This is a genomic window from Caulobacter endophyticus, from assembly GCF_003116815.1.
In the GTDB taxonomy this organism is placed as follows: Bacteria; Pseudomonadota; Alphaproteobacteria; order Caulobacterales; family Caulobacteraceae; genus Caulobacter; species Caulobacter endophyticus.
The window spans coordinates 123,789-150,764 of sequence record NZ_QDKQ01000033.1; the positions used below are offsets into that span (position 1 = coordinate 123,789).

The window sequence follows — 26,976 nt, forward strand, 5'->3', positions numbered from 1 at the left end:
CCTGCTGTTCTTCCTTTTCCGCTTTCCCAAACTTCGGGGGTAATTCCGCATGCCTGCCCTGATCGAGATCGCTCTCATCGCCGGCGTAAGCCTCGTCGGCCTCATCATCCTGGGCCTGCTTCTGGCCCGCCTCTACAAGCGCGCCTCCAAGGAGACGTCCTTCGTCCGCACCGGCTTCGGCGGCGAGAAGGTGGTCATGAACGGCGGCGCGCTGATCCTGCCGGTGTTCCACGAGACGATCCCCGTCAACATGAACACCCTGCGCCTGGCCGTGTCGCGCAACAACGAGCAGGCCCTGATCACCAAGGACCGCATGCGCGTCGACGTGCTGGCCGAGTTCTACGTGCGGGTGCAGCCCAGCTCCGAAGCCATCGCCAGCGCCGCCCAGACGCTGGGCCAGCGCACCATGCATCCCGAGCAGCTGAAGGAGCTGGTCGAGGGCAAGTTCGTCGACGCCCTGCGCTCGGTGGCCGCCGAACTGACCATGACCGAGCTGCACGAACAGCGCACCCACTTCGTCCAGAAGGTGCAGCAGGTCTCGTCCGAAGACCTGCTGAAGAACGGCCTGGAGCTGGAGACCGTGTCGCTGACCGGCCTCGACCAGACCGCCATGGAATACTTCAACCCCTCGAACGCCTTCGACGCCGAGGGCCTGACGCGCCTGACCGAGGAGATCGAGCTGCGCAAGAAGCTGCGCAACGACATCGAGCAGGACACCCAGGTGCAGATCCGCACCAAGAACCTGGAGGCACAGCGCCAGACCCTGCAGATCACCCGCGACGAGGAGTACGCCAAGCTCGAGCAGGAGCGCGAGCTGGCCACCCGCCGCGCCGAGCAGGCCGCCGAGGTCGCTCGCCAGCAGGCCGAGAAGACGCAGGAAGCCGAGCAGGCCAAGATCGCCAGCGAGCAGCAGATCGAGCAGGCCAAGATCTCGGCTGACCGCATGGTCGCCCAGCAGCGCATCGCCATGGAGCAGGAGCTGGGCGAGCGCGAGATCGCCAAGGAACGCGCCGTCGAGACCCAGACCATCGAGAAGGCCAAGGCCATCGAGCTGTCGGAGCAGGACCGCGCCATCGCCGTGGCCGAGAAGTCGCGCGCCCAGTCCGAGGCCCAGGCCGACGCCGACAAGGCCCTGGCCCTCGCGGTCGCCGCCGAGGAGCAGGTCAAGACCGTCCGCGAACGCGAGGCCGCCGACCGCCAGAAGATCATCGAGCTGATCGAGGCCACCAAGGAAGCCGAGCGCGAGGCCATCGCCGTCAAGGTGGCGGCCGAGGCCGAAAAGACCGCCGCCTCAGACCGGGCCGAGGCCCTGCGCGAGGAAGCCAAGGGCGCGGCCGACAAGACCCGCATCGAGGCCGAAGCGACGGCCGAAGCCGTGCGCCTGGCCGCCGAGGCCGCCCGCGTGCGCTACGACGTCGACGCCTCGGGTCAGGAGGCCCTCAACAAGGCCGCCAACCTGCTGTCGGCCGACCAGGTGGCCATGGCCATCCGCATCAAGCTGATCGAGAACCTCGACCGCATCATCGCCGAGTCCGTGAAGCCCCTGGAATCGATCGACTCGATCCGTATCGTCCAGGTCGACGGCCTGAACGGCGCGACCGGCGGGGCCGCGGCCAACGACTCCGGCGCCGGCGGTTCGGGCGGCGGCAGCCTGGCCGACCAGGTGGTCAGCGGCGCCCTGCGCTATCGGGCCCAGGCGCCCCTGCTCGACCAGCTGATGGCCGAGGTGGGCCTGAACGGCGCGACCCTGCCGGGCCTCACCGCCCCGCTGGCCGACGCGGCTCCCGCCGCGAGCATGGTCGAAGACGTTCCGGCCCCGCGCCGCGCCAGGAAGGTCAAGCCGGCCGCGATCGCGGCCCCGGTGGCGGCCGAGGAAGAAGAGGAAGGCGACGAGGAGGCGTAGGCCTTCTCCTCACCGCGGACCATCTGAAGCCGTCGCCCGCAAAAGGGGCGGCGGCTTTTTCCTGCCCTCTGCCGGCAAGCGCCTCAGATCCGGTTGTACGGATAGCGGTCGCGGATCATCCGCTGGAAGAACCGTCCCTTCGAGCGCGAGCGCGTGAAGGCGGCCGTCACCCGCTCGGGCACGCCGACATAGACGTACTCGTCGCCGTCTATGAAGGTGACGATGAGCTTGCCGTGTTCGGGTTCGTAATCGATCGCTCGGATCGCGGTGGAGTCCACGAGCATGTGCGAGACCTTTCTTCGGAAAGGGTTCGGACGAGGTCTACGAAGCTGAAAGCGCGTGGGCGGGGCTGGCGGTTCCGACCACCGGCGTCACGGCTTTGAGCTTCGTGCGTGAATAGGCTTAAGCTTCCCGCGCGCGGCCGTCCTTGCGCCGCATCAAAGGTCCGGGGAGGACCGCCCAGCCCATGCAAACCCACGCCCTGGTCGCCATCGTCACCCTGGTCGCCCTGCTCTGCTATGTCTGGATGACGCTGCGAGTAGGCGGCGCCCGCCGGCGCACCAGGATCGACGCCCCGGCCATGACCGGCCACCCGGACCTGGAACGCGCCATCCGCGTGCAGGCCAACACCCTGGAATGGCTGGTGATCTTCCTGCCATCGCTGTGGCTGTTCGCGATCTACTGGAACGACCTGTTCGCCGCCGCCGTCGGCGTGGTGTGGATCATCGGACGGATCATCTACGCCCTCGGCTACAGCGCCGACGCCAAGAAGCGCTTCGCCGGCTTCGGCATCCAGGCCCTGGCGACCTTCGTCCTGCTCCTGGGCGCCCTGGGCCGGGCGATCTGGGTGGCCGTGACGGTGGGGCTGTGACGAGCCTCGTTCGGTCGGAAGGAAATTGAGGGAAGGTCTGCGAAGGCCTATAGCCCCGGCCATGGTTTTGCCCGTCGATCCCGCCCGCTACAGCGCCTTCCTGGCGGCCATGTTCGTCATGGCCATCACCCCTGGCCCGGCCAACCTGTTCGCCATCGCCACCGGCATGGAGAAGGGCAAGGGCGCGGCCTTGCTGGGCGTGGTGGGGATGAACACCGCCAGCCTGGTGTGGTTTGTGTTCGCGGCCCTGGGCCTGGGCGCCCTGATCGCCGCCTTCCCGGCCGCTTTCCACGTCCTGGCCCTGGCCGGCGCCGCCTATCTGGTCTGGCTGGGGATCAAGTCGATCCGCGGCGCGCTGAAGCCCGCAGGCGCCGAGGGCGCGGCCCTGGCCGGGGTGCGGATGTCGTCCAGCCGCTCGGCCTTCCGCGACGGCTTCACCGTGCAGATCGCCAACCCCAAGATCCTGCTGTTCTTCGGCGCGGTGCTGCCGCCGTTCATCGACGTGCAGCGGCCGCTGGTCCCACAGCTCGTCATGTTCGCGGCCGCCACCATCGGCATGGACCTCGTCAGCATGAGCGCCTACGGCCTTGGCGGAGCGGCCCTGGCCTCGCGGATGAACGAGCCGGCCTTCCGCAAGGGCTTCGGCATACTGGTGGGGATTCTGTTGATCACCGCCGCCGGCCTGATCGTCGCACGCGGCTGACATCTCTTTTTACATCGCGGCAACGTGTTCGCCTTGGCGAAACCGCAAAGCTCAGCCATGCATTGTGGTACGGGAGTATAGTGTCGTCCCAGAGGAACGCGTCATGCCCATCAAGAAGGCCAAATGGCTCGCGCTCGCGGCGGTGGCCGCCGCGCTGAGCGCCTGCGCCACCGCCACCCCCTACCAGCCGGCCGTTCCGGGCCAGAGGGCCTCGGGCGGCTTCACCGAAATGCGCCTCGAAGGCGACCGCTACCGGGTCGGCTTCGCGGGCAACAGCCTGACCAGCCGCGAGACCGTCGAGCGCTACCTGCTTTACCGCGCCGCCGAGGTGACCGTCGAGCAGGGCTACGACTGGTTCGAGACGGCCGATCGCCGCACCGACCGAACGGCCCGCACGGTGATCGACGAGGATCCGTTCATGCGGCCGGGCTTCGGCTACGGCTATCCGTACGGCTACTGGCGTCCGTCCTGGCGCTATTACGGCCCCCGCTACGGCGGCTGGCGCGCCTGGGACCCGTTCTGGGGCGACCCCTTCTTCGCCAATCGGGCCGAGGTCCGCACGATCGAGAAGTTCGAGGCCAGCACCGAGATCGTCCTGCACAAGGGCGCCAAGCCCTCGGGCGATCCGCGCGCCTACGACGCCCGCGAGATCATCAAGAACCTCGAACCGACCATCCAGCGCCCGGCGCCGGGTCAGTAGAAACGACAAAGGCCCTCTCCGCTGGAGAGGGCCTTTTGCTTTCCAGATCCTCCCCCTGAAGGGGGAGGTGGCCCGAAGGGCCGGAGGGGGAAGCGGCTACTGACGCGCCGCTGGAACTTCCCCCTCGGTCGCTCCGCGACAGCTCCCCCTTCAGGGGGAGCATCTTCATCAAGCTGCGCAGGCCTCGAAGCCCTTCTTCAGCGCGGCCTCGTCGAGGTCGCGGCCGATGAAGACCATGCGGCTGTAGCGGTTGTCCTTGTCGGTCCAGGGGCGCTGGAAGTCGCCTTCCAGGATCATGTGGACGGCCTGGAACACCAGGCGGCGCTCCTCGCCCTTCACGTCGATGATGCCCTTGGCGCGCAGGATGTCGACGCCCTTGGCGGCCAGCAGCTCGTTGAGCCAGGCGGTGATCTTCTGGCCATCGACCGGGCGGTCCAGGGTCAGGGAGATCCCCTTCACGCCATCGTCGTGGATGTCGCTCTTGTGGTCGTGCCCATGGTGGTGATGCCCATGGTCGTGATCGTGACCGCAGTGCTCGTCATGCACGTGCCCATTGTCGTGCCCGTGGTCATGATGGTGATGACCGTGATCGTGGCCGCAGTGCTCGTCGTGGACGTGGCCCGGCTCGCCGTGGGCGGGGTTGAGGAAGTCCGGCTCCAGCTCGGTGATCCGCTCCAGGTCGAAGCTGTGCTTGCCGATGATCGCATCCAGCGGAACGTTCGAGCGCTCGGCGCGGTGGATCGGGGCCAGCGGGTTGATCTTGCGGATCCGGGCTTCGACGTGGCGCAGGTCGTCCTCGCCCACGAGGTCGGTCTTGTTGAGCACGATCTGGTCGGCGAAGGCGATCTGCTCGACGGCTTCCTTGCTGTCGCTCAGGCGCAGCATGATGTGCTTGGCGTCGACCAGGGCCGTGACCGAGTCCAGATAGGTGCGGGCCTTGACGTCCTCGTCGACGAAGAAGGTCTGGGCCACCGGGCCCGGATCGGCCAGGCCCGTGGTCTCGACGACGATGGCGTCGAAGCCGCCCTTGCGCTTCATCAGGCCCGAGAGCACCCGGATCAGGTCGCCGCGCACCGTGCAGCAGACGCAGCCGTTGTTCATCTCGAACACTTCCTCGTCGGCGCCGACCACCAGGTCGTTGTCGATGCCGACCTCGCCGAACTCGTTGACGATCACGGCGTAGCGCTTGCCGTGCTCCTCGGTGAGGATGCGGTTGAGCAGCGTGGTCTTGCCGGCGCCGAGATAGCCGGTCAGCACGGTGACGGGGATCTTGCCGGAGGCGGGAGCGGTCTGGGTCATGGCGGGTATTTAGGGCGGCGGGGGCGGAAGCGAAAGCGTCAGTACGTGGCCCTCGTCCTTCGACAGGCTCAGGATGAGGACCAAGGCACGGCCGGGCGCTGCACCTCAGGTCTTCAGGAACGCCACCGCCAGGCCGACCAGCACCAGGGCCGCGCCCAGGATGGTCTCCTCGTAGCGCTCCAGCCAGTCGAGGTTCAGGCGGCGCACGCCGGCCAGGGACAGGCCCGTAAACAGCAGCATGCCCGCCGCCGTCGCCGCCAGCAGCACGACGCTGAGCAGCAGGAACGCGCCCCAGCCGTGCTTCATGCCGGCCAGGTAGTAGGGAAGGAAGGCCTCGCACGGCGACAGGGTCAGCAGCACCACCAGGGCGGTGATCGCCGCGCGGTCCGATGCGTAGGTCCGCCGGCCGGCCTCGGGCAGGGCGTGGCTGTGCCTGCCGCGCGCTATATAGAAGAGACCGACGGCCACCATCAGCCCGCCGACGATCCAGTGGAACAGGTGGCCAAGCTTCGGCTCCAGCGCCAGGCCTGCGACCACCAGCACAAGGCCCAGCAGGATGGTCAGGGCCACGTGGCCAAGGCCCGCCAGCAGGGTCACGCCCAGAGTGCGCCCCGCCGACCATTTCTGCGCGCGGCCGACCAGCACGAACGGCAGCCAATGGGTTGGCAGGGCCGCGTGCAGGAAGGCCACCATGAAGCCGGTGGCCGCGATCGAGGCGAAGAAAGCGGACGTCACGCTCGCGCTATAGCCTGTTACAAAATAACGAGCCAGAGGAGTCATGCGTGCGGCGCGACACAGGCTTCACCTTGAATCCAGTCAAGGACTTTAGAGGCTCCCTTGGCCGTTGACTCACAGGCTTTCGGCGCTATAAGTGCGCCCCTCTCGCCCGCCGGGTTTCCTAGCGGGCGTTCCGTATTTTGCGAACAGCACGTTATTTAAGGCGCTAACCTATGTACGCGGTCATCAAAACCGGCGGCAAGCAGTACCGGGTCCAAGCCGGCGACCTGCTGGTCGTCGAGAAGCTCGACGGTCAACCTGGCGCGGAAGTCGCCTTTGGCGAAGTTCTGCTGCTGGGCGAAGGCGAGGCCGTGACGGTCGGCGCCCCCACCGTTGACGGCGCCGTCGTCAACGCCACCCTGATCGAAACCCGCAAGGGCGAGAAGGTGAAGATCTTCAAGAAGATCCGCCGTCAGGGCTACCGCCGCACCCGCGGTCACCGCCAGACCGAAACGGTCCTGCGCGTGACGTCGGTCGCCGGCGCCGGCAAGGAAAGCAAGTGGGAAGGCACGATCGACCTGACCCCGAAGGTCATCCTCGACGCCCGCGCCCGCGGTCTCGGCGACGCCGCTGTCCCGGCCACCATCCCGGAAGCTCCGGCCGCCAAGGCTGAAGCCGCCCCCGCTCCGAAAAAGAAGGCCGCGCCGAAGAAGGCCGCCGCCCCCGCTCCGGAAGCTGAAGCTTAAGATCCGCCAGGATCTTTTTGGATTGATCTGACCCAGGTCCGCGCGTCGGAAACCGGGTCAAAGATTAGGAGAGCATCATGGCTCACAAGAAATCTGGCGGTTCGTCGAGCAACGGCCGCGACTCGGAATCGAAGCGCCTTGGCGTAAAGAAGTTCGGCGGCGAGAAGGTTCTCGCCGGCAACATCCTCGTGCGTCAGCGCGGCACCAAGTTCTACCCGGGCGCCAACGTCGGCATCGGTAAGGATCACACCCTGTTCGCCCTCGTCGAAGGCGCCGTGGGCTTCGTGACCAAGAAGCAGAACCGTACCTACGTGACCGTGGCCCCGGTGGCCCAGGCCGCCGAATAGTACGATCTGAAGTCTCTCTTCGGATCGTGCTTCCTCAAGAAGACGATCCGGACGCGACGAATACGAAGCGGGGAGTCCGGACGCCGGACTCCCCGCTTTTGTTTTGTCCACGTTCCAGAAAAAGCCTCATCCAGGCAATTGGAGCGTCACGGTCCCGCACTATCTGAGGCGCGTCGCAGTATCGGCGCCTCGCGTGAAGAAGGGCCGGGAAAGGGAGACGCGCCATGTGCGTGATCGAAAGAAGTCCCGTCATCGAGACGCGGCGGCTCGCCCTGCGGGCGCCGGACATGTCCGACGCGCCGCGCATCGCCAGCCTGGGCGCCGACTACGCCATCCCCAAGATGACCACCCGCATGCCCTGGCCCTACGGCCAGGCCGACGCCGAAGAGTTCGTGGCCCGCGTCCATGCCCAGGACTGGAGCCGCAACGCCACCTTCGTCATCGACCTGGAAGACGCCGGCGTCGTCGGCGTGCTGGGCTTCTTCCCCAACGAGGACGGCCGGCTCGAGGTCGGCTACTGGATCGGCCGTCCGTTCTGGGGCCGGGGCCTGGCCACCGAGGCCCTGCAAGGCGCGCTGTCCTGGGCCGCGCACGACTGGCGGCGCAAGCTGGTGGTCGCGGGCCACTTCGCCGACAACCCCGCCTCGGGCCAGGTGCTGGTCAAGGCCGGCTTCCTCTACACCGGCGTCGTCACCGACAAGGACTCGGTCTCGCGCGGGGCGTCCGTGGCGACGCGGATGATGGTCTGGCTGGCCTAGGAAAAAAGCCTCTCCCTATGGAAGAGGGCTCCGGCGGCGTCGCCCCCGCAGTGGGCAAAGCTGCAACATCATGTAAGATGCAACACCATAATATGGGAGGCATCATGCATCGTCGCGTTCTAGCCGGTCTGGCGCTCGCTCTGACCCTGACGGCGCCCGCCGCCGTCCTCGCCGAGGCCAGGAAGCCGCTCTATCGCGACCCGGTGTTCGACGGCGCGGCCGATGTCGCCATCGCCTGGGACAGATCGGACAAGCTGTGGCGGATGTTCTACACCAACCGTCGCGCCACCCTTAAGCTGGATGATCCCAAGGACGTCGCCTGGCTGCACGCCACCGCGATCGGCGTGGCCACGTCCAAGGACGGCCTGGCCTGGACCTACGCCGGCACGGCCAGCATCCCCGCCGCCTGCACCGGCGAAACGCTCTGGGCGCCGGAAATCTTCACCGAGAACGGCGTCCACCACATGTTCCTGACGGTGGTGCCCGGCGTCTTCCACCGCTGGAACCTGCCGGAAGCGGGCGCGAAGATCGTCCACCTGACCTCGACCGACCTGAAGGCCTGGACCTGCGCCGACACGCTGGAGCTGGGCTCGGACCGGGTGATCGACGCCGGGGTCATCAAGGCCCCGCAGGGCGGCTACCGCATGTGGTTCAAGGACGAGCGCAAGGACAGCCGGATCTTCTTCGCCGATAGTCCGGACCTGAAAACCTGGACCCGCCAGCCCGGTTTCGTCGCCGACTTCGCCGGCGAAGGCCCCAAGGTGTTCTTCTTTCAGGGATCCTGGTGGATGATCGCCGACGCCTGGAAGGGCCTGGCGGTGCTGCGCTCCAAGGACGCCGTGACCTGGGAGCGCCAGCCGGGCTTCATCCTCGACAAGCCGGGCAGTCAGCCCACCGACCGCGACCTTGGCCATCATCCCGACGTGATCGTCAATGACGGCCGGGCGCTGCTCTACTACTTCGTCGGCCAGGGCAAGGAAGAGGAAGCAAGGACCGATCCGGTCTGGAACCAGCGCACGGTGATCCAGCTGGGCGAGCTGCAGGTCAAGGACGGCTGGCTGGCGGTGGACCGCGAGGCGGTCGTGAAGAAGGGGCTGAAGGCGCCGAAATAGAGAACCTCCCCCTCTGGGGGAGGCGGCTGAAGGCCGGTGGGGGGCCGTTTTCAGCTTTCCGGGCCTTGGTGGTCTGGGTGACTACTCCCCCCACCGATCGCTTCGCGATCACCTCCCCCACAGGGGGAGGTTCCTACCCGGGCGGCCTCAGGCCGCCCGGTGCGTGTGGATCACCTTCTGCGGCCCCTCGCGGAAGCGCTTCTCGGCCGTGACGATGCGCTCGCACAGGGCGTCGAGGTCCGACAGCAGCGAATAGGTGGCGTAGATGGGGATCTCCATCATCGCCACCTGCGCGCGCGGCATGAACTCGCAGTACTTCTTCCAGGCGATGTGGTTGTCGCGGGCGGTCAGGGCGCGCTGGCCCAGCGGGTTCCACAGGTTCAGGTCGACGAGCTCGTCGCGGCATTCCTTCATCACCGGCAGGGCGATGTAGAGGAACAGGAACGTCGGTGTGGCCGCGCGGCTGAACTGCGGCTGCACCTGCATGTGCCAGATGCGGAAGGCCTCGAAGAAGTTGGCCTTGCGGACCGGATCCGGCGGCAGCCAGCTGGCTTCGGTGTTGATCACCTCGGCGGCGCTGGCCGCGCGCTTGACCAGTTCGTCGGCGCTGCGGCCGCCGGCCATGGTCTTGGACAGGGCCGCGACCGGGATGTTCAGCTTGCGCGCCACGTCGGTGAAGCTGACCTGCTGGCCGGCCATCGGCGTGAACTGGCCGAAATTGGGAGCGTTGGGGGCCTTGGCGCGACGGATGGCGGCGGCCTCGTGCTCGATCTTCTGGGCCTCGCGCTTCTTCTCGGCCTGGACGCGGTCGAAGTCGGCTTCGTGCGCGGCCTGCTCTTCGGGCGTCATCCAGCGGGCGCGGCCGGGGCCATAGGTGCGCTCCAGCCGGTTGATCAGCACCAGCACGTGGTTTTCGGACGGCCGCGTGCCGATATCGCCGAGGAAAGCGCGGAAGTCGCGCCACGTCCCGGTCACGCCGGTGCCGCGGCTCATCAGGATATTGCGATGGATGGACGCCTCGCCCGCATATTTGCGGCATAGCGTCTGCAGCGTCAGGTCCTTGAGGTCCTGATCGAGTTCATCCCTGACGTTCGCTTCCGTCGACAACGGACGCCTCCCCTCCCACGAGAAATAGAGAATTTTCGCCCCGAGACCGTTTGTCGCACCCCGTGTTTAACATTTCGTCACGACGCCGAACAGCGTTCAAGGCAGCGCTTGTTTGTCGCAATATCGACACGGGAGGCGCTTGGTCGCGCGTTCCACAGGTTGCGCCGGGCCCATTTTGCTCGACGCGAAACCCGTGTTGGGACAAAAGACGCCCATGAAATTCCTGGATCAATGCAAGATCTTCATCCGCTCCGGAAACGGCGGCGGCGGGTCGGTGTCTTTCCGACGCGAGAAGTACATCGAATACGGCGGCCCCGACGGCGGGGACGGCGGCCGCGGCGGCGACATCTGGATCGAGGCCGTCGAGGGCCTCAACACCCTGATCGACTATCGCTACCAGCAGCACTTCAAGGCCGGCACCGGCGTGCACGGCATGGGCCGCCAGCGCCACGGCGCGGCTGGCGACGACATCGTGCTGAAGGTCCCCGTCGGCACCGAGGTGCTGGAAGAAGACAAGGAGACCCTGATCGTCGACCTCGACGAGCCGGGCATGCGCGTGCTGCTGGCCAAGGGCGGCAACGGCGGCTGGGGCAACCTGCACTTCAAGGGTCCGGTGAACCAGGCCCCGATGTGGGCCAATCCCGGCCAGGACGGCGAGGAGCGCTGGCTGTGGCTGCGCCTGAAGCTGATCGCCGACGTCGGCCTGGTGGGCCTGCCCAACGCGGGCAAGTCGACCTTCCTGGCCGCCGCCAGCGCGGCCAAGCCGAAGATCGCCGACTATCCCTTCACCACCCTGACCCCGAACCTTGGCGTCGTGGACCTGTCGACCAGCGAGCGCTTCGTGCTGGCCGACATTCCCGGCCTGATCGAGGGCGCGTCGGAAGGCGCGGGCCTGGGCACCCGGTTCCTGGGCCACGTCGAGCGGTCGGCGACCCTGATCCACCTGGTAGACGCCACCCAGGACGACATCGTCGGCGCCTGGACCACCATCCGTGGCGAACTCGAAGCCTATGGCGACGAGCTGGGCGACAAGTCCGAGATCCTGGCGCTGAACAAGATCGACGCCCTGGACGACGAGACCCGCGCGGCCAAGCAGGCCGAGCTGGAAGCGGTGGCCGGCGTCAAGCCGCTGCTGATCTCGGGCGTATCGGGCGAGGGCGTGACCGAGCTGCTGCGCGCGGCCTATCGCCAGGTGCGCGTGCGCCGCGGCGACGCGGTGGCCGAGATAGAGGAAGACGAGGACCACATCGAGGAGACGCCGGGGGGCTGGCAGCCGTGAACCTGGGGGTCGGGGGACCTCTGGGCCAGGCCCGGAGGATCGTGTTCAAGGTAGGTTCGGCCCTGCTGGTCGACGCCGCCACCGGCGCGGCCAACAGGGCTTGGCTGGAGGCGTTCTGCGCCGACGCCGCGGCCCTGCGCGCGGCCGGCAAGCAGGTGGTGGTGGTCTCGTCCGGCGCAGGCGCGCTGGGACGGCGCCGGCTTGGCCTGTCGGGCCGCAAGATCACCCTGCCGGAAAAGCAGGCCGCCGCCGCCGCCGGCCAGAGCCTCCTGATGCGGGCCTGGGAGGAGGCGTTCGAGCCGCATGGCGTCGGCGTCGCCCAGATCCTGATGACGCGCGACGACACCGAGACCCGCCGCCGCTGGCTGAACGCCCGCGCCACGGTCGAGACCCTGCTGTCGCTGGGCGTGGTTCCGGTCGTCAACGAGAACGACACCGTGGCCACCGAAGAGATCCGCTATGGCGACAACGACCGGCTGGCCGCGCGCGTGGCCCAGCTGGCGGGCGCCGACCTGCTGGTGCTGCTGTCCGACATCGACGGCCTCTACACCGCCGATCCACGCCGCGACCCGTCCGCCACCCACATTCCCCGCGTTTCCGAGATCACCCCGCAGATCGCCGCCATGGCCGAGGGCGCCAACGCCGCCGCCGGCGTCGGCACCGGCGGCATGGCCACCAAGATCGCCGCGGCCCGCATCGCCCGGGCCGCCGGCTGCGCCACCCTGATCACCCTGGGCTCGCGCCCGCGTCCGCTGGCCGCCATCGAGGAGGGCGCGCCCGCCACCCTGATCGAGGCCGCCGCCTCGCCCGCCGCCGCCTACAAGGCCTGGATCGCCGGCTCCCTGGCCCCGCAGGGCTGGGTGACGGTCGACGCCGGCGCCGCAGCCGCCCTGAAGACCGGCAAGAGCCTGCTTTCGGCCGGGGTTCGCGCCGTCGAGGGCCCGTTCGAAAAGGGCGACGCCGTCCGCGTCCGCGACGAGATCGGCCGCGAGGTCGCCCGCGGCCTCGTGCGCTACGACAGCGCCGACGCCCTGCGGATCGCCGGCCTGCGCAGCGACGCCATCGAGGCCGAGCTGGGCTTCACCGAAGGCCCGATGATCCACGCGGATGATCTGGCGGTGAACAGCTGATCCATGCCTGAGCCCTCCCCCTTGATGGGGGAGGGTTGGGCGGGGTGGTTTGGGCGGCAGCGACTGAACCGCCGCGTCACCCCCACCCCCGGCCCTTTCCCCATCAACGGGGAAGGGAGCAGTCCGCGCTACTTCAAGAACCCATCCACCGCCTTGGCGAACGCTTCCGGCTGGTCGGCCATGATAAAGTGGCGGCTGCCCTCGACGCGGACGAGCTTCACCCCGGGCAGGGCATCGTACTCGCGCATCCACAGCGCCCCGACCACGGCCGGCGGCAGCGCGCCCTCGGCGTCGACGGCGTAGAGAGCGGTGACAGGGGTCTTCATCGCCGCCAGGCCCGGACGGGCGTCCAGCGTCATCACTTCCGAAATCGCCCTGGCCACGGCCTTGCGGTCGGAGGCCAGCGACCAGGCCACGATGGTCTCTTGCATGGCCGGGGTGCGCGACAGGCCCTTGGCGGCGGCCGTCTGCTGGGCGGCGAAGGCTTCGGGGCTGGCCGACAGAACGCTGGCGGCCATGCGGTCGGCGAAGGGCCTGGCGCTGGCCGAGGTGGCGGTCGGGCCGAACATGGCGCTGTAGAACGGCAGGCTGTCGATGGTCATCAGCCGGCCGACGAGCTCGGGATGACGCTGGGCCAGCAGCAGGCCCGACAGCCCGCCCATCGAATGGCCGATCACCGCCGGCTGCCTGAGCCCGGCCGAACGGATGTAGGTCGCCAGGGCCTCGACCGCCGGGTCGACGAACGGCCCCTCGCCGCCGGTCCAGGGCTGGCCGGCGAAGCCCGACAACTGCACCAGGTGCACGCGGTGCGTGGGCTTCAGCCGGTCGGCCAGCGGCCGGAACGCCTCGCGCGAGGAGGCCAGGCCCGGCGCCAGGATCACGTCGGGGCCCTGCCCCACGACCTCGACCGTCAGGCGGTCGGCGACGTAGTCGGGCTGGGCTCGGGCGACCGAGACGGCGATTCCGAGGCCCAAAAGGGCGGTCAGGACGATGACGAGGGCGCGCGCGACCGCGCGGCCGCCGAGAAAGGCAAGCAACATTGGGGTCTCCTGAGGTCTGGGGGAACGTCCTCAGCGGACGTGCGGGTTCTCGAAGATTTCTTCGATCGGCCGCTCGAAGATGGCGGCGATGCGGTAGGCGAGATCGAGGGACGGGTCGTGCTTCTCGGTCTCCAGGGCGTTGACCGCCTGGCGCGAGACGTTCAGCTGCTGGCCGAGCTGTTCCTGGGTCCAGCCGCGCTCGACGCGCAACAGCTTCAGGCGGTTCTTCATCGCGTGCTCCGGATGAAGGGCGAGACCACCCCGAACACCGCCCAGAACAGCGGATAGATCAGCCAGCCCGGCAGGTGCGGGGCGTGGGCGTAGCTCTCGCCGAAGCCCCAGACCGAGAAAAGGGCCATGGCCACGCCCGAGGCGACGATGAACTGCCGGGCGACCAGGGCGCGGACGAACTCGTCGGACTCGGCCATCAGGGCCAGGGTCGCCCAGATCTGCCCGACCACCGGAGCCGAGACCACCAGGGCCAGGATCCAGGCCGCCACCGGCGTCCTGATGTCGTCGAAGGCGCCGAAGATCGCGCCCACATTGACCAGCACATAGGGGATCATGAACGCCATGGTGCGGATCACGTAGCGCCTGTGCGCCGAGGTCTGGAACTTTCCGATCGCCAGCATGGCTCGCCTCCCGTTGATGTAAGGCAAACCTGACATGGCTCAAATGTCATGTCAACCTGACATAATGTCGGGAAATCCTGACATATGGCTGCGAGTCGCCCCTTGCTGGCGCTCGCCGGATGATGCAACCTCTGCGCGCTTTGACTGAAATGCACGGGAGGGCGGTATGATCGATCGGCGCATGATGCTGGCCACAGGGCTGGCGGCGGCGGGAATGGCGGCGGCTGGCGAAACAGCGGCGCAGACGCTGCGGCGACGGGTAAGCTGGCAGGTGTTCCGGACCTCGACGTCGGGGCCGTCCTATGCGCGGGCCGTGGCGATCATGCGCAGCAACACCAACGCCTCGGATCCGAACAGCTGGTTCTACTGGGCCAACATCCACCAGAACTTCTGCCCGCACGGCGTGCCCTATTTCCTGGCCTGGCACCGCGGCTACATCCTGCAGTTCGAGCAGAAGATCCGCGAGCTGTCGCGCGATCCCAACTTCAGCCTGCCCTACTGGAACTATTTCGCCGACCCGAACATCCCGTCCGAGTTCACCAATCCCGCGCCGGGCAACCCGCTGTACGTGCAGCGCACGAACACCAATGTCGTCAACGCCCTTGGCTACGACTTCACCGATCCGGTCTGGAAGCAGCTGCCGCGCAACTGGCCCACGCCCATGGAGCCGCGGGTCGAGAGCGTGCCGCACAACCAGGTGCACAACATCATCGGCGGCTACATGCCCACCCTGCAGTCGCCGCAGGACCCGATCTTCTGGCTTCACCACGCCAATATCGACCGGCTGTGGTGCGCCTGGGTCAAGGCCGGCGCCGGCCGCGCCAATCCGCCCCCGGCCGACGCCTACTGGAACGGGACCTTCGTCTATGGCGGCCAGCCGCAGATGAACAAGCGCCTGACCTACAGCGCCGAAGGCCTGGGCTACATCTATGACGACGAGCGCCTGCCCACGCCGCGACGCACGCGCGCCGCCGTCACCCCGCCGATCCGGGCGGTGCCGCTGCGCAAGGAGCGGCTGATCGGCCAGGTCCTGTCGCTGGGCGAAACCCAGGCCGGACTGACGCTCGACCAGAGCTCGTTCAGCCTGCGCGTGCCGCTCGGCGACGACGGCCAGAACCGCACGCGGCTGCTGACCCTGCCGCCGCCGCGCGGAGCGGCGGCCGCGGCCGCCCGGCCGCCGGTGGCCGTCAACGTCGTGCTCGAAGACGTCGCGGTGACCGAGGCCGGCAAGCAGGGCGGCTATTTCTACCAGGTCTATGTCAACCTGCCGGCCGGCGGCGCGCTGGATCCGTCGCGCCTGATCGGCACCGTCGGCGCCTTCGAGATCGCAGGGGCCCAGCACAGCGGCGGCGGAGACGCCCCCCACGCCGCCCACGGCGACGGCAAGGTGCGCCTGGTGCTGCCGGCCACCGAAGCCCTGCGCCGCGTGCCGCCGGGCCAGCTGCGCGAGGTCAAGGTGTCGTTCGTCCGCGTCGACGGCCCCGAGTCCCCCAGCGGTCCGGCGATCACCATCGGCGCCTTCCGGGTGGAGTCGACGGTGGAGGCGCCGCGCTAGCTGACAGGCTTTCTGGCGACGTCGCCAGCGTTTGGCCATTCCCCCCGAGGCCCAAAGGGCCTAGGTAAGCCTCAATCTGAGCATATCCGGGGACGGACGAGCGATGGACGACGCGGCCGGGGGCCTGCAGGCGACGATGACGGCGATGGGCCAGGCGGCCCGCGAGGGCGCGCGCGCGCTCCGCCTCGCCACGCCAGCCCAGCGCACGGCCGCCCTCGTCGCCATCGCCGACGCCATCCGCGCCGACGCGCCGGCCATCCTGGCCGCCAACGCCCGCGACCTGGAAAAGGCCGGCAAGAACGGCCTGACCCCGCCGATGATCGAGCGGCTGATGCTGAACGAAGCCCGCCTGGAAGGCGTGGCCGCCGGCGTTGCGGCCGTGGCCGCGATCCCTGATCCGCTGGGCGTGGAAACCTCGCGCTGGACCCGGCCGAACGGCCTGGACATCGCCCGCGTGCGCACGCCGATCGGCGTCATCGCCATGATCTATGAGAGCCGCCCTAACGTGACGGCCGACGCCGCCGCCCTGACCCTGCGGTCGGGCAACGCGGTGATCCTGCGCGGCGGCTCGGAGTGCATCGAGTCCAACCTCGCCATCCACGGCGCCGTGCTGAAGGGCCTGGCCGCCGCCGGTCTGCCGCCGCAGGTCGTGCAGATGGTGCGCACCACCGACCGCGCCGCCGTCGGCGCCATCCTGTCGGGCCTGGACCGCACGATCGACCTGATCATCCCTCGCGGCGGCAAGAGCCTGGTCGCCCGCGTCCAGGCCGAGGCCCGGGCCCCGGTGCTGGGCCACCTGGAAGGCCTCAACCACGTCTTCGTGCATGAAGCCGCCGACCTGAAGAAGGCCGCCGACATCGTGCTGAACGCCAAGATGCGCCGCGTCTCGGTGTGCGGCTCGGCCGAGACCCTGCTGATCGACCGCGCCGCGGCCGCCAAGCTGCTGCCGCCGATCGCCGACGTGCTGATCAAGGCCGGCTGCGAGATCCGCGGCGACGCGGCCGCCCGCGCCATCGAGCCCGAACTCAAGGCCGCCACGGTCGAGGACTGGACCACCGAGTACCTGGCCCCGATCATCGCCGTGGCCGTGGTCGACGGCGTCGAGGGCGCGGCCGATCACATCGCGACCTACGGCTCGGGCCATACCGACGCCATCGTGACCGAGGACGGCGCGGCCGCCGAGGCGTTCATCGCCAAGGTCGACAGCGCCATCGTGCTGGTCAACGCCTCCACCCAGTTCGCCGACGGCGGCGAGTTCGGCTTCGGGGCCGAGATCGGCATCGCCACCGACAAGCTTCACGCCCGCGGCCCGGTCGGGGCCGAGCAACTGACGACGTTCAAGTATGTGGTTCGCGGGACCGGCCAGACTCGTCCCTGAGGCCGGCCGCCCCAGCGCCCATCGCCTCGGCTTCCACCTGGAGCCGGGCATGCGCGTCGGGCTGTTCGGCGGCAGCTTCAACCCGGCGCACGAGGGCCATGCCCACGTGGCCGAGACCGCCCTGCATCGCCTGAACCTCGACAAGGTGATCTGGCTGGTCTCACCGCAGAACCCGCTGAAGTCGTCGCGCGAGACCAGGCCCCTGGCCGAGCGCATGGACGAGGCCCGGCGCTGGGCGCGCGGCTCGTCCATGATCGTCTCCGACGCCGAGACGCGGCTGGGCTCGCAGTACACGATCGACACCCTGCGGGTGCTGAAGGCCCGCTTCCCGGGCGTGAAGTTCGTCTGGGTGATGGGCGCCGACAGCCTGGCCACTTTTCACCGCTGGCGCGGCTGGACCCAGATCATGCGCGAGGTCCCCGTCGCCGTGGTCTCTCGGCCGTGGGCGGCGCTCAAGGCCCGCAGTTCGCCGGCCGCCCGCCGCTTCGCCTTCGCACGCCGCCCGGCCAGCGCCGCGGCGACCATCGCCGACGCCGACGTTCCGGCCTGGGTCTATCTCACCGGCCCGCTGAACTTCGCCTCGTCCACCGCCCTGCGGGCGCGTCAGACCAAGGGCTAGGGTGCTTTTGCCAGGCCCCCCGGCCTCGGCATGGCAATGGAAGACCGCCAGCAGCGCTCTTCAACACCGCCTCCCTCGCCCTTGAGGGTCCGTGCTGGCGACGGCCCAAACCTTGATCATGCTCGAAAGATCTGAGCGGCTGCACAATGGATCCAGGGGACAAGGCCCAGGAAGGCGGAAAAGAAGCGAGCCGTAGCGAATGTGACCGCCCCAACGCGCCATTCCCCTTCCCGGAGCGGCCGACAATGGCCCGCTATCCCCCTGCGACCACGATCCCCCTCACGTTTCGAGTCTTTCCGTGCTATGAGGGGCTTTGCGCGAAGCCAATAAGGAGCATTCCGCTGCGTAGCGACCCCGCGCCGACGGCGCACGAGGGAACGGCCAAGGCCGAATCCTCGACTGAAAATCCGACGCTCAGTACGGACCTGAACATCAAGGCGCTGGAGCGCCTGATCCTGGACCGCCTCGACGACGACAAGGCCCAGGACATCGTCCACATCGACCTTACGGACAAGAGCTCCGTGGCCGACAGCCTGATCGTGGCTTCGGGCCGCTCGCATCGTCACGTCGGCGCTCTCGCCGACCACGTGCTGCGCGCGCTGAAGGACCATGGCCTGGGCAAGGCCCGGGTCGAAGGCCTGCCGCACTGCGACTGGGTGCTGATCGACGCCGGCGACGTCGTCGTCCACCTGTTCCGCCCCGAAGTGCGCAGCTTCTACAACATCGAGAAGATCTGGGCTGTCGACGCCCCGCACCGGATGCCGGCGGCTTCGTCGAACTGATCTCTCGTGGGCAGGTCCCGCTCCTGAGCTCGGCTCGGAGCGGGGTTCTCCGCCCTGCTTTCCCAGAATGAAGATCACCATCCTCACCGTCGGAAAGCTCGGCCGCATGGTCGAGGCGCAGCTGGCGCTGGACTACGCGTCCCGCGCCACCGCGTCCGGCCGCGCCTTGGCGCTGGGTCCGGTCGAGATCCTCGAGGTGGAAGCCCGCAAGCCCGGCAAGGCCGTCGAGGCCGAGGTGCTGCGCCCCCACCTGGAAGGCGCCTATGTCGTCGCCTGCGACGAGCACGGCAAGGTCCACACATCGCGCGCCTTCGCCGGACGGCTGGAGCGGCTGCGTGACGACGGCCAGCGCCGGATCGTATTCCTGATCGGCGGCGCCGACGGGCTGGACCCGTCTATCCTGGCGCAGGCCAACGAACTGCTGGCCTTCGGCCCCCAGACCTGGCCCCACGCCCTGGCCCGCGCCATGCTGGCCGAACAGATCTACCGCGCCGCCACGATCCTGGCGGGCTCGCCCTATCATCGCGATTGAGGCAGAAGGGGATTCGATGCCCCGTCGCCCCGCGATCCTCGCCGTCAGCGCCTGCGCCCTGCTCCTCGCCGGAGCGGGAGCCGTCGTCGCGCAGCAGATCGGCGACCAGCGCACCCGCGACCTGCAGCAGGCCGCCGACACCCGCCGCGAGATCGAGGACCTGCGGGCCGAGCTGACGAGGCTGAACCAGCAGCAGGTCTCGGCCGGGGCCGACGTCGACGTCAAGCGCGCCCGGCTGGAGACCCTGCACCGCCGGGAGTCGGCGCTGATCGGCGAGCTGGGCCGCGACCGGGGGCAGCTGGCCCGCCTGCTCAGCGCCCTGCAGCTGTTCCGCCGCAACCCGCCGCCGGCCCTGCTGGTCAATCCGGGGGATGCGCGCGACGCGGTGCGGGCGGCGATCCTGATCCGCGCCATGACGCCCGACCTGCAGGCCCGCGCCGACGCCTACGCGCGGCAGGCCCGCGCCGTCGGGGCCCTGCGCCGCGAGGCCGCCGCCGCCTCCGAGCAGCTGTTCACCGCCGAGAGCGCCATGGCCGACCGCCGCGGCGAGCTGGAGCGGATGATCGTCGAGAAGACCCAGCTGGAGCGCGCCTACGCCCAGGACGCCATCGCCGCCGACCAGGAACGCCAGACCCTCGGCGCCCTGACCGACGGCCTGGCGACCGGATCGGCCACCGGCCCTCTGGCGCTGCGAACCCCGGCCCCCGGCGAGGTCGTGCGCCGCTGGGGCGACGCCTTGCCCGTCGGCGGCAAGGCCGAGGGCCTGTCGATCCGCACCGCCAAGGGCCAGAGCGTCGGCAGCCCCGCCCAGGGCGTCGTCGAATACGCCGGCCCGCTGAACGGCTGGGACATGGTGGTGATCGTCCGCGCCCAGGGCGCCTACCACCTGGTCATGGCGGGCCTGGCCGACGTTTCGGTGGCGCCCGGACAATCAGTCGCAGCCGGCGCCAGCCTCGGACGCATGACGGACCGTGGACCTTTGGAGCCGGAGCTCTATCTTGAGGTGCGTGAGAACGGCGTTCCGGCCGATCCGGGGCGCTGGCTGAAGCAGGAGTCGCGGTAGACGACTTTTTCAGCAATGATGGGTGTTCATCATGACGCGGCCCGCGTCGGGGATGGACGGGGCCGGAGTATAAGAGGCGGCGTTCGCGCCGCTTGAGTATCGAACGCGGCGTCCGCGCCGCCAGGGAGCCATTCTGGCCTTATGCGCAAGTACCTGCTCATCGGTGTTTCGGCCTTCGTCCTCGGCGCGGGGACCATGGCCTACGTAAGCCCCATCGCCCAAGCGACCATCCCCTCGCAGAAGGCCAGGACCTACAAGCTGCTCGAACTGTTCGGCGACGTGCTCGCCACCGTCGAGGACCAGTACGTCACCGAGGTCGACGACAAGAAGCTTATCGAGGCCGCCCTCGACGGCATGCTGACCAGCCTCGACCCGCACTCGGGCTATCTGTCGCCCGACAGCTTCGAGGACATGCAGGACACCACCCGCGGCGAATACGGCGGCCTCGGCATCGAGGTCACCAGCGAAGAGGGCGTGGTCAAGGTCATCTCGCCGATGGACGGCACGCCCGCCGCGCGGGCCGGCGTCCAGGCCGGCGACTACATCACCGCCGTCAACGGCCAGTCGGTGCTGGGCCTGACGGTCAACGAAGCCGTCAAGCAGATGCGCGGCCCGGCCGGCGAGACGGTGGCCATCACCATCGCCCGCGAGAAGTCCGACCCGATCGAACTGAAGCTGGTGCGCGAGGTCATCAAGCCCAAGGCCGCCATCGCCCGCATGGAAGGCGACTACGGCTATGTGCGTCTGCCCGGCTTCAACGAGAAGTCGACCGACGCCCTGGCCGCGTCCATCAAGGACCTGCAGGCCAAGAACCCGCACATGAAGGGCCTGGTTTTCGACCTGCGCAACAACCCGGGCGGCCTGCTCGACCAGGCGCGCGGCGTGGCCGACCTCTTCCTGGAGGGCGGCGAGGTCGTCAGCCAGCGCGGCCGCAATCCGCGCGATATCCAGCGCCTGAACGCCACTCCGGGCGATATCCTCAACGGCCTGCCGATGGTGGTGCTGATCAACCAGGGCTCGGCCTCGGCGGCCGAAATCGTCGCCGGCGCCCTGCAGGACCGCCACCGCGCGGAACTGGTGGGCATCACCAGCTTCGGCAAGGGCTCGGTGCAGACCGTGATCCCGCTGCGCGGCGGCGCCGACGGCGCGCTGAAGCTGACCACGGCCCGCTACTTCACCCCGTCGGGCCGCTCGATCCAGAAGACCGGCATCGAACCCGACCTGGAAGTGGCCCAGACCAAGGACCAGGCCCAGGACATCGCCAACCGCGTGTGGTTCAGCGAGGCCAGCTTCAAGAACGCGCTCAACGCCGACGAGGGCAAGACCCGCAAGGGCGCCCACGTCCCGGCCGAGGCGCCGCCTGCCGGCTTCGACGAAAAGAAGGACGACTTCCAGCTGTCGCGCGCCCTGGCCGTGCTGAAGGCCGGCTCGGTCGAGGCCGTGCCGAAGCTGCCCAAGCCGCAGCCGAAGATCGCCGAGGTCACCGCCAAGGCCGCGGCCGCCGGCGGCAAGCCCCCGGTCGAGAAGAAATAGGAGCCTTTCAAGGCCTCCGAAGACGAGCCGCCCGTCGAAAGATGGGCGGCTTTTTCCTTGGGGCCTCCCGCCTCTCTCAAACACGTCTCCGGGGGAGAGGTTTTCTAGGCCGCCATCCCCAGCGCCGCGATCACCACCACGGCCAGGCCGATGACCAACCCCGCCCCCGCGCGAAGCACGGCGGCCAGGCACACGGCGCGGCCTTCCGCCTCGGCGGGATCGGAAAAGCGGGACAGCTCGGTCAGGCTTATGGCGAGGTCTCCTCACGAGAAGCTTGCGTCCGAGGATCGGCCGGGGAAACCGCTGCGCCACACTTTTCGTGACACACCTCGCCTGGCGGTCATTTCCGCGCCGCGCTTCGCTGAGAAAAGCAGCGGTCCGCCATTTCGCCGCAGCCTTGGGCGAACCCTGTTAACCATATCTTGGAAGCTTGCCCGCTAAGCCCATCCCATGGCCGCCGTGTTTTCCCGCAAGCCCGCCTATGCCGCCGCCGCGCCCGAACCCGCCGACGGCGGGGACCTGCGCGCGCGCCTGCTGGCGGCCGCGGCCAATCCCTATATCGGCGCCAGCGCCGCGGCCTTCTTGTTCCTGCTGAGCCTGGCCGTGCTGGTGCTGGTCACCGGCGATCCCAAGGCCGGCTCGCCGACCATCCGCCTGTCGCTGTCGGAGATCGGCGCCACCAAGGGCGCGCCCGACGGCTGGCGCGAGGCCCTGGCGCCGGAAGGCGCCGAGGAAGCCCCGCTGCTGCCCGGCCAGATGGACCTGTCGGATCATCCGTTCGCCCGCCAGGCCGCCACTGACGACGCCGCCGAGGCCTTCACCGACCTTGCCGCCGCGCCCGTCCCGACCGGCGGCGCCCTAGTCCAGGCTCCCCTGCCCGGCCTGTCGGCCCCCGGCCCTGGCGGTGGTCCGCTGCCGGTGATCGCGCCCGACGGCCGCACGGTCGCCGAGGCCTATGCCCGCCCCTTCACCCCCGACGGCCGCCCGCGCGTGGCCCTGGTGATCGGGGGCCTGGGCCTCAACGCCCAGACCACCCGCGCCGCCATCGAGACCCTGCCGCCCGAGATCACCCTCTCGTTCGCCCCCTACGCCGAAGGGCTGCAGGGCTGGATCGATCTCGCCCGCTCGCACGGCCACGAGGTGCTGCTCGAAACGCCGATGGAGCCCAACGACTATCCGGCCAACGACCCGGGGCCCTACACCCTGATCGCCGCCAACCGCCCCGACGAGACGGTGCGCAAGCTGGAATGGCTGATGTCGCGGGCCACCGGCTATTTCGGCCTGACCAACTATCTGGGCTCGAAATTCCTCGATTCCGATCCGGCCATGGCCACCTTCACCACGGCCCTGAAGGCCCGGGGCCTGGCCTTCGTCGACGACGGCGCGGCCGCCCGCCGCGGCGGGCCCATCCCCCGCGCCTCGGCCGAGCGCGGCATCGACGACGACCTGTCGGCCGAGGCCATCGAGGGCCAGCTGCGGGCCCTGGAGTCGGGCGCCAGCGCCCGGGGCCAGTCGCTGGGCGTCGGCTTCGCCTATCCCGTGACGATCAGCCAGGTGCGCAACTGGGCCGGCGGCCTCAATGCGCGGGGCGTGCAACTGGCGCCGGCTTCGGCTATCGCCAAGCGATGACCGCCGAAAACGACCTTTCGCTCTACCGCCCGAACGTGGGCGTCGCCCTTTTCCATCCGACCGACGGCCGGGTGTGGCTGGGCATGCGCCACAATCAGGCGCCGCCCTACAACTGGCAGCTGCCGCAGGGCGGCGTCGACGACGGCGAGGACCTGGAAGCCGCCGCCCGCCGGGAGCTCTACGAGGAGACCGGCGTGAAGTCGGCCGACCTGATCGGCCGCACCGAGGGCTGGCTGACCTACGACTATCCGGCCGACTTCATGGGCTCAAAACGCGCGCGCGGGTACCTTGGCCAGAAGCAGGTATGGTTCGCCTTCCGCTTCACCGGCGAGGAAAGCGAGATCGACCTGGCCGCCCATGGCGAGGTCGAGTTCGACGCCTGGCGCTGGGGCGCTCTCGACGAAACGCCCGAACTGATCGTACCCTTCAAGCGCGGCGTCTACGAACAGATGGTCGCCGCTTTCTCGGGGTTCGCGCGCGTCGCCTGACACCGAAGGCTCAGCGCGCCGGCCCTTCATGGGGTTCGGAGGCGCGGGCTTGAGCAGAACCATCCTGATGATCCATGGCTACGGCATGGCTGGCGACAGCTGGGAGCCCGTGGCCGAGACCTTCCGCAAGGCGGGCTACGCGGTCGAGACGCCGACCATCCGGCCCGCCCTGCGCACGGCCGGGCCGCCCTCGCCCGAGCTGGCTGGCCTGTCACTGGCTGACTACGTGGCCGAACTCAGCGCCGCGGCGGCGGTGACGGCGGCCCGCGACGGGGTCAAGCCGATCGTCTTCGGACACTCCATGGGCGGGCTGATCGCCCAGAAGCTGGCCGAGAGCGGCCTGACGGCCGGCATCGTGCTGTTTGCTCCCGCCTCGCCGGCCGACGCGCGCGGAAAGCCCAAGCTGTCGCCGCTGATCACCTTCCTCAACGCCGTGCTGACCCAGGGCGGCGCGCCCAAGCCGGTGAAGATGTGGAAGACCGGCTTCAAGTTCGGCGTCGTCAACGCCGTACCCGCCGCCCGCCATGACGCGCTCTACGCCAAGGCCGTCTACGACTCCGGCCGGGTGCTGCAGGACCTGGCCTATCCCGACAAGGATCCCTCGCGCACCGTCCACGTCGACGCCGCCAAGGTGACCGTGCCCGTGCTGGTGCTGGCCGGGGCGCGCGACCGCACCACGCCGGTCGAGGACATGCGCCTGGTCGGTCGCAAGTACGCCGGAGCCGACTATCGCGAGTACCCCGACCACGCCCACTGGCTGATCGACGAGCCGGGCAGCGACGCCCTGCTGGCGGCCGTGCAGGCGTGGCTGCTGGAAAAGGGCCTGGGCCCGGCGTCCTCGGCCCCGCCGGCCAAGGCCAAGGCCGAACGGGCGCCCGCCGCGGTCCCGATCGAGCCTGAAGCGCCTTCAGCCGAGCCGGACGCCGTCGCCACCCCGGCGGCGACCAAGCCCCGCGCCCCGGGCAAGGCCAAGACGCCCAGCCGCGCCAAGGCCGTGGTCGCCGAACCGACCGCCAAGCCCGCCGCCAGGGCTCCAGCCAAGTCGAAGACGCCGGCGAAGGCCAAGGCCGCTCCCGAAGCCGCGCCGGCCCCGGCCTCCGCCGCGAAGGCGACCAGGTCGGCCGCCAAGCCGGCTCCAGCGAAGGCCGCGTCCAAGCCAAAGGCGACCGCCAAGCCCGCTGCGAAGGCTCCTGCCAAGGTCCCAGCCAGGTCGAAAGCCGCTCCGGCGGCCGCACCCGCCAAGCCCGAGGCCGTCAAAGGGGCGCCTAAGGTCAAGGCCGCGTCCGGCAAGCCGCCAGCGGCCAAGATGCGCAACAACGCCAATCCGGACCTCATGAAGGCGACCGAGACCTCCGCCGCCAAGCCGGCCAAGGCCAAGGCCGCTCGCAAACCGAAGACTGCGACAACGACGCCCGCCAAAACTTCGCCACGCGGCAAGAAGAGCGTGTAGGCTCCATTGAAACGCCCGTATCAGTCACACGGGCGGGGTTGACCTAAGAGGCGGGCGTGAAGGCTCCGGTGATCATGGTCCACGGCGCCTTCTGCGGCGGCTGGACGTTCGACAGTTTCCGAGAGCCGTTCGAGGCCGCCGGCCATCAGGTGCTGACTCCCGACCTGCCCGGGCGCGGCCCCGGGGGCTCGGTCGTGGGCCTGTCGATGAGCGATTACGCCCGCGAGATCGCCCGCCTGATCCGCTCTTGCGAGCGCCCGCCGATCCTGATCGGCCATTCGATGGGCGGCCTTGTGGCCCAACTGGCCGCCGGCCGCGCGCCGGTGGAGCGCCTGATCCTGCTGGCCCCCTCCCCGCCCTGGGGCGTGCATGGCGCGAGCCTGGAGGAGGCGGTCTCGGCCGTCAGTCTCTATGCCCTGGGCCCCTACTGGCTGCAGGCCATCGCGCCCGACTACGGCGTCGTGCGCCGCTACAGCCTCGACCGCCTGCCGCGCGAGACCCGTCGCGCCCTCTACGCCCGCATGACCTCGGAAAGCGGGCGGGCGCTGTGGGAGACGCTGAACTGGTGGCTCGACCCGTTCATGACCACCAGCCCCGGCCAGGTGAAGGCCCCGGTGCTGGCCATCGCCGGCGGCCAGGACGTGGTCCACCCGCCCGCCACCGTTCGCCAGACCGCCGCGCGCCTGGGCGGCGTGTTCCACGAATTCCCCGAGATGAGCCACTGGCTGCCGGGCGAGCCGGGCTGGGAAGCCGTGGCGGCGCTGTGCCTGGACTTCATCGCGCAAGAGAACCGGGCGGCGGCGTAAGGCCGAAGATCCTCCCCCTGAAGGGGGAGGTGTCGGCGAAGCCGACGGAGGGGGATGTGGCCTGTGAGCCAACAGCCGCCTCGACGTCAGCAGGACCTTCCCCCTCCGGCCCTTCGGGCCACCTCCCCCTTCGGGGGGAGGATCAAAAACAAAAAGGCGCGGAGGTCTCCCTCCGCGCCTTTGTCTTGTCAGCTTCGAGAGCCGATCCTCATCACTGGGTGGTGTAGAGGATCTGGGCCTGTTCGAAGTTCTTGCCGACCGAGCTGTCGTCCAGCTTCTTGATACGGACGTAGACCAGGCCGGCCTTGCCGCCGGCGGCGTTGTTGTCCCAGGTCACGGTCAGGCGCTTGACGTCGGTGACCAGCTGGTCGTTGCGGATCAGCTTCAGCTGCGGGCTGTTCTCCCAGGTCGCCCAGTCGTGCAGGGCGGTGGCCAGGTGCTGGGCCTGGTCCGGGCCCTGGGCGTGCTGGACGTTCAGGGTGCAGACGTTCTTGTTCGAACCCGGGTTGTCGAGGACGATCTGGTAGGGCTTGCCCAGGTCCAGGGTCCACAGGTCCTTCTTCTTCTTGAAGCCCGCGGCCTTGGCCAGGGCGTTGAAGTCGCCGCCGACGACGGCCGGCTTGCAGATGGTGTCGAGGACGCTGAGGATCTTCACCGAGACCGGGTCGGTCGGCGGGGGCGGACGCACCGCTTCGGGGGCGGCCGCGGCGGCGGCGGCTTCCGGGGTGCCGGCGGCGGGCGCCGGGACGACGGGCGCGGCTTGATCGGCAGGCGCGGCCTGATCAGCGGGCGCGGCG

29 protein-coding genes are annotated in these 26,976 nt (G+C 69.3%); 21 read left to right on the top strand and 8 right to left on the bottom strand.

All coding sequences use genetic code 11. The features are described from left to right. Positions 1-49 precede the first annotated feature (49 nt). Entirely contained in the window at positions 50-1,903 is a 1,854-nt protein-coding gene (locus DDF67_RS08645) for a flotillin domain-containing protein (protein ID WP_109100480.1), read from the top strand. A gap of 83 nt (positions 1,904-1,986) precedes the next feature. On the opposite strand, the gene DDF67_RS08650 is transcribed toward DDF67_RS08645, so the two are convergent. Continuing rightward, positions 1,987-2,187: a KTSC domain-containing protein gene (locus DDF67_RS08650; RefSeq protein ID WP_058347756.1), complete on the bottom strand. Its 201-nt coding sequence runs from the start codon at positions 2,185-2,187 to the stop codon at positions 1,987-1,989. A 182-nt stretch (positions 2,188-2,369) separates the two neighbouring features. Between DDF67_RS08650 and DDF67_RS08655 the strand changes: the two genes are divergently transcribed. The 3 genes from DDF67_RS08655 to DDF67_RS08665 all read left to right on the top strand — a co-directional run bounded on the left by DDF67_RS08655 (position 2,370) and on the right by DDF67_RS08665 (position 4,177). After that, on the top strand, positions 2,370-2,774 hold the full coding sequence (locus tag DDF67_RS08655; protein ID WP_109100481.1) for an MAPEG family protein: 405 nt from the start codon (positions 2,370-2,372) through the stop codon (positions 2,772-2,774). A 61-nt stretch (positions 2,775-2,835) separates the two neighbouring features. Beyond that, positions 2,836-3,477 carry a LysE family translocator gene (locus tag DDF67_RS08660; RefSeq protein ID WP_109100482.1) on the top strand — a complete coding sequence of 214 codons (642 nt, stop codon included), beginning with the start codon at positions 2,836-2,838 and terminating at the stop codon, positions 3,475-3,477. 103 nt (positions 3,478-3,580) lie between these two features. Further along, entirely contained in the window at positions 3,581-4,177 is a 597-nt protein-coding gene (locus DDF67_RS08665; protein ID WP_109100483.1) for a CC0125/CC1285 family lipoprotein, read from the top strand. 168 nt (positions 4,178-4,345) lie between these two features. Here the strand turns inward: DDF67_RS08665 and DDF67_RS08670 are convergent, their stop codons facing one another. Both DDF67_RS08670 and DDF67_RS08675 read right to left on the bottom strand, forming a co-directional pair. Beyond that, the gene (locus DDF67_RS08670) at positions 4,346-5,476 is read right to left on the bottom strand and encodes a CobW family GTP-binding protein (RefSeq protein WP_109100484.1); all 1,131 of its coding nucleotides are present in this window, start codon (positions 5,474-5,476) and stop codon (positions 4,346-4,348) included. 105 nt (positions 5,477-5,581) lie between these two features. Continuing rightward, positions 5,582-6,211, bottom strand: coding sequence for a hypothetical protein (locus DDF67_RS08675; RefSeq protein WP_109100485.1), 630 nt, complete (start codon positions 6,209-6,211; stop codon positions 5,582-5,584). Between the two features lie 215 nt (positions 6,212-6,426). On the opposite strand from DDF67_RS08675, the gene rplU reads away from it, so the two are divergent. From rplU to DDF67_RS08695, 4 genes are all read left to right on the top strand, one after another. Next, positions 6,427-6,939, top strand: coding sequence for a 50S ribosomal protein L21 (gene rplU / locus DDF67_RS08680; RefSeq protein ID WP_058347749.1), 513 nt, complete (start codon positions 6,427-6,429; stop codon positions 6,937-6,939). A 77-nt stretch (positions 6,940-7,016) separates the two neighbouring features. Then, positions 7,017-7,286: a 50S ribosomal protein L27 gene (gene rpmA / locus DDF67_RS08685; RefSeq protein ID WP_101717037.1), complete on the top strand. Its 270-nt coding sequence runs from the start codon at positions 7,017-7,019 to the stop codon at positions 7,284-7,286. Positions 7,287-7,510: 224 nt separating this feature from the next. Beyond that, positions 7,511-8,044 (top strand): GNAT family N-acetyltransferase, encoded by a 534-nt coding sequence (locus tag DDF67_RS08690; RefSeq protein WP_109100486.1) that lies wholly within the window; start codon positions 7,511-7,513, stop codon positions 8,042-8,044. A gap of 104 nt (positions 8,045-8,148) precedes the next feature. Next, entirely contained in the window at positions 8,149-9,156 is a 1,008-nt protein-coding gene (locus tag DDF67_RS08695; protein ID WP_199229188.1) for a glycoside hydrolase family protein, read from the top strand. Between the two features lie 147 nt (positions 9,157-9,303). Here DDF67_RS08695 and DDF67_RS08700 read toward each other — a convergent pair whose 3' ends face one another. Further along, positions 9,304-10,263, bottom strand: coding sequence for a hypothetical protein (locus DDF67_RS08700; protein WP_109100487.1), 960 nt, complete (start codon positions 10,261-10,263; stop codon positions 9,304-9,306). Between the two features lie 214 nt (positions 10,264-10,477). Between DDF67_RS08700 and obgE the strand changes: the two genes are divergently transcribed. Further along, a complete protein-coding gene (gene obgE / locus DDF67_RS08705; protein WP_109100488.1) occupies positions 10,478-11,542 on the top strand; it encodes a GTPase ObgE in 1,065 nt (354 codons plus the stop codon). Continuing rightward, complete coding sequence (gene proB / locus DDF67_RS08710; RefSeq protein WP_109100489.1) at positions 11,539-12,672, top strand: glutamate 5-kinase; 1,134 nt, start codon at positions 11,539-11,541, stop codon at positions 12,670-12,672. The genes obgE and proB overlap by 4 nt, the downstream gene beginning before the upstream one ends. A gap of 128 nt (positions 12,673-12,800) precedes the next feature. Here the strand turns inward: proB and DDF67_RS08715 are convergent, their stop codons facing one another. The 3 genes from DDF67_RS08715 to DDF67_RS08725 are packed head-to-tail and all read right to left on the bottom strand — an operon-like array spanning position 12,801 to position 14,344. Beyond that, the gene (locus DDF67_RS08715; protein ID WP_109100490.1) at positions 12,801-13,712 is read right to left on the bottom strand and encodes an alpha/beta fold hydrolase; all 912 of its coding nucleotides are present in this window, start codon (positions 13,710-13,712) and stop codon (positions 12,801-12,803) included. Between the two features lie 30 nt (positions 13,713-13,742). After that, entirely contained in the window at positions 13,743-13,943 is a 201-nt protein-coding gene (locus tag DDF67_RS08720; RefSeq protein WP_109100491.1) for a helix-turn-helix transcriptional regulator, read from the bottom strand. After that, positions 13,940-14,344 carry a hypothetical protein gene (locus DDF67_RS08725; protein WP_109100492.1) on the bottom strand — a complete coding sequence of 135 codons (405 nt, stop codon included), beginning with the start codon at positions 14,342-14,344 and terminating at the stop codon, positions 13,940-13,942. Before DDF67_RS08725 ends, DDF67_RS08720 begins: the two co-directional genes overlap by 4 nt. A gap of 166 nt (positions 14,345-14,510) precedes the next feature. Between DDF67_RS08725 and DDF67_RS08730 the strand changes: the two genes are divergently transcribed. The 11 genes from DDF67_RS08730 to DDF67_RS08780 all read left to right on the top strand — a co-directional run bounded on the left by DDF67_RS08730 (position 14,511) and on the right by DDF67_RS08780 (position 26,179). Then, the gene (locus DDF67_RS08730; protein ID WP_109100493.1) at positions 14,511-15,899 is read left to right on the top strand and encodes a tyrosinase family protein; all 1,389 of its coding nucleotides are present in this window, start codon (positions 14,511-14,513) and stop codon (positions 15,897-15,899) included. A 103-nt stretch (positions 15,900-16,002) separates the two neighbouring features. After that, the gene (locus tag DDF67_RS08735; RefSeq protein WP_109100494.1) at positions 16,003-17,277 is read left to right on the top strand and encodes a glutamate-5-semialdehyde dehydrogenase; all 1,275 of its coding nucleotides are present in this window, start codon (positions 16,003-16,005) and stop codon (positions 17,275-17,277) included. Then, a complete protein-coding gene (locus DDF67_RS08740) occupies positions 17,243-17,896 on the top strand; it encodes a nicotinate-nucleotide adenylyltransferase (protein ID WP_058347737.1) in 654 nt (217 codons plus the stop codon). The genes DDF67_RS08735 and DDF67_RS08740 overlap by 35 nt, the downstream gene beginning before the upstream one ends. A 341-nt stretch (positions 17,897-18,237) precedes the next feature. Next, the gene (gene rsfS, locus DDF67_RS08745) at positions 18,238-18,678 is read left to right on the top strand and encodes a ribosome silencing factor (RefSeq protein WP_164467475.1); all 441 of its coding nucleotides are present in this window, start codon (positions 18,238-18,240) and stop codon (positions 18,676-18,678) included. 67 nt (positions 18,679-18,745) lie between these two features. Then, complete coding sequence (gene rlmH, locus DDF67_RS08750; RefSeq protein WP_109100495.1) at positions 18,746-19,210, top strand: 23S rRNA (pseudouridine(1915)-N(3))-methyltransferase RlmH; 465 nt, start codon at positions 18,746-18,748, stop codon at positions 19,208-19,210. 16 nt (positions 19,211-19,226) lie between these two features. After that, entirely contained in the window at positions 19,227-20,273 is a 1,047-nt protein-coding gene (locus DDF67_RS08755) for a murein hydrolase activator EnvC family protein (protein ID WP_109100496.1), read from the top strand. Positions 20,274-20,414: 141 nt separating this feature from the next. Further along, positions 20,415-21,806 (top strand): S41 family peptidase, encoded by a 1,392-nt coding sequence (locus tag DDF67_RS08760; RefSeq protein ID WP_109100497.1) that lies wholly within the window; start codon positions 20,415-20,417, stop codon positions 21,804-21,806. Between the two features lie 450 nt (positions 21,807-22,256). Then, a complete protein-coding gene (locus DDF67_RS08765; protein WP_109100498.1) occupies positions 22,257-23,435 on the top strand; it encodes a divergent polysaccharide deacetylase family protein in 1,179 nt (392 codons plus the stop codon). After that, a complete protein-coding gene (locus DDF67_RS08770) occupies positions 23,432-23,923 on the top strand; it encodes an RNA pyrophosphohydrolase (RefSeq protein ID WP_109100499.1) in 492 nt (163 codons plus the stop codon). Before DDF67_RS08765 ends, DDF67_RS08770 begins: the two co-directional genes overlap by 4 nt. A gap of 49 nt (positions 23,924-23,972) precedes the next feature. After that, a complete protein-coding gene (locus DDF67_RS08775; RefSeq protein ID WP_109100500.1) occupies positions 23,973-25,373 on the top strand; it encodes an alpha/beta hydrolase in 1,401 nt (466 codons plus the stop codon). 56 nt (positions 25,374-25,429) lie between these two features. Beyond that, positions 25,430-26,179, top strand: coding sequence for an alpha/beta fold hydrolase (locus tag DDF67_RS08780; protein ID WP_109100501.1), 750 nt, complete (start codon positions 25,430-25,432; stop codon positions 26,177-26,179). Between the two features lie 211 nt (positions 26,180-26,390). On the opposite strand, the gene DDF67_RS08785 is transcribed toward DDF67_RS08780, so the two are convergent. Next, a partial coding sequence (locus tag DDF67_RS08785; RefSeq protein ID WP_199229189.1) for a hypothetical protein occupies positions 26,391-26,976 on the bottom strand: 586 nt, incomplete at its 5' end.

Bases quoted from the DNA above. Each gene is read 5' to 3' on its own strand.
- DDF67_RS08645 (WP_109100480.1), top strand. From the start codon at position 50: ATGCCTGCCCTGATCGAGATCGCTCTCATCGCCGGCGTAAGCCTCGTC.
- DDF67_RS08650 (WP_058347756.1), bottom strand. From the start codon at position 2,187: ATGCTCGTGGACTCCACCGCGATCCGAGCGATCGATTACGAACCCGAA.
- DDF67_RS08655 (WP_109100481.1), top strand. From the start codon at position 2,370: ATGCAAACCCACGCCCTGGTCGCCATCGTCACCCTGGTCGCCCTGCTC.
- DDF67_RS08660 (WP_109100482.1), top strand. From the start codon at position 2,836: ATGGTTTTGCCCGTCGATCCCGCCCGCTACAGCGCCTTCCTGGCGGCC.
- DDF67_RS08665 (WP_109100483.1), top strand. From the start codon at position 3,581: ATGCCCATCAAGAAGGCCAAATGGCTCGCGCTCGCGGCGGTGGCCGCC.
- DDF67_RS08670 (WP_109100484.1), bottom strand. From the start codon at position 5,476: ATGACCCAGACCGCTCCCGCCTCCGGCAAGATCCCCGTCACCGTGCTG.
- rplU (WP_058347749.1), top strand. From the start codon at position 6,427: ATGTACGCGGTCATCAAAACCGGCGGCAAGCAGTACCGGGTCCAAGCC.
- rpmA (WP_101717037.1), top strand. From the start codon at position 7,017: ATGGCTCACAAGAAATCTGGCGGTTCGTCGAGCAACGGCCGCGACTCG.
- DDF67_RS08690 (WP_109100486.1), top strand. From the start codon at position 7,511: ATGTGCGTGATCGAAAGAAGTCCCGTCATCGAGACGCGGCGGCTCGCC.
- DDF67_RS08695 (WP_199229188.1), top strand. From the start codon at position 8,149: ATGCATCGTCGCGTTCTAGCCGGTCTGGCGCTCGCTCTGACCCTGACG.
- obgE (WP_109100488.1), top strand. From the start codon at position 10,478: ATGAAATTCCTGGATCAATGCAAGATCTTCATCCGCTCCGGAAACGGC.
- DDF67_RS08715 (WP_109100490.1), bottom strand. From the start codon at position 13,712: ATGTTGCTTGCCTTTCTCGGCGGCCGCGCGGTCGCGCGCGCCCTCGTC.
- DDF67_RS08720 (WP_109100491.1), bottom strand. From the start codon at position 13,943: ATGAAGAACCGCCTGAAGCTGTTGCGCGTCGAGCGCGGCTGGACCCAG.
- DDF67_RS08725 (WP_109100492.1), bottom strand. From the start codon at position 14,344: ATGCTGGCGATCGGAAAGTTCCAGACCTCGGCGCACAGGCGCTACGTG.
- DDF67_RS08730 (WP_109100493.1), top strand. From the start codon at position 14,511: ATGATCGATCGGCGCATGATGCTGGCCACAGGGCTGGCGGCGGCGGGA.
- DDF67_RS08735 (WP_109100494.1), top strand. From the start codon at position 16,003: ATGGACGACGCGGCCGGGGGCCTGCAGGCGACGATGACGGCGATGGGC.
- DDF67_RS08740 (WP_058347737.1), top strand. From the start codon at position 17,243: ATGTGGTTCGCGGGACCGGCCAGACTCGTCCCTGAGGCCGGCCGCCCC.
- rlmH (WP_109100495.1), top strand. From the start codon at position 18,746: ATGAAGATCACCATCCTCACCGTCGGAAAGCTCGGCCGCATGGTCGAG.
- DDF67_RS08755 (WP_109100496.1), top strand. From the start codon at position 19,227: ATGCCCCGTCGCCCCGCGATCCTCGCCGTCAGCGCCTGCGCCCTGCTC.
- DDF67_RS08760 (WP_109100497.1), top strand. From the start codon at position 20,415: ATGCGCAAGTACCTGCTCATCGGTGTTTCGGCCTTCGTCCTCGGCGCG.
- DDF67_RS08765 (WP_109100498.1), top strand. From the start codon at position 22,257: ATGGCCGCCGTGTTTTCCCGCAAGCCCGCCTATGCCGCCGCCGCGCCC.
- DDF67_RS08770 (WP_109100499.1), top strand. From the start codon at position 23,432: ATGACCGCCGAAAACGACCTTTCGCTCTACCGCCCGAACGTGGGCGTC.